Annotated in this window: 1 protein-coding gene; it reads right to left on the bottom strand. The window is 51.6% G+C overall.

Annotated features, from left to right (window positions below):
• Positions 1–368, bottom strand: a 368-nt coding sequence (locus tag D1641_RS18995; RefSeq protein WP_160668564.1) for a DDE-type integrase/transposase/recombinase, incomplete at both ends; no start/stop codon positions are given.

Genomic DNA, 368 nt, shown 5'->3' with positions numbered 1-368 from the left:
CCTCCAAAGTACCGAAATGCGTTTTGATGGCACCGAATCAGTGTGTTTGTGCTCATATCCGTTACAAATTCGATGTACCGCATCCGCGAATATCCCAGAATCATGAGAAAGCAGTACAGCTTCTTCCACTTCCCGTCCTCGTACACCAGGTGATCCTCGAAGAATCCCCAATCCATCTGCCCTTGCTTTCCTGGCATCGTCTCAAACCGCACTGTTGCTTTCTCATTCAAGTCCATCTTCCGGCTGCTCACATACGCCTTAACGATGCTGTAGCCCCCGTCAAATCCCATCTCCCGCAGCTTCTCCAGAATCCGCAGTGCTGAATACGGCGCTTCCTCCAGCCATTCGTCCACGATCTGCTTGTACGG

This window comes from Colidextribacter sp. OB.20, assembly GCF_009911595.1.
In the GTDB taxonomy this organism is placed as follows: domain Bacteria; phylum Bacillota; class Clostridia; order Oscillospirales; family Oscillospiraceae; genus Lawsonibacter.
Note: the sequence above shows the minus strand (reverse complement) of the source record. Positions and strands in the feature narration are given on the sequence as shown.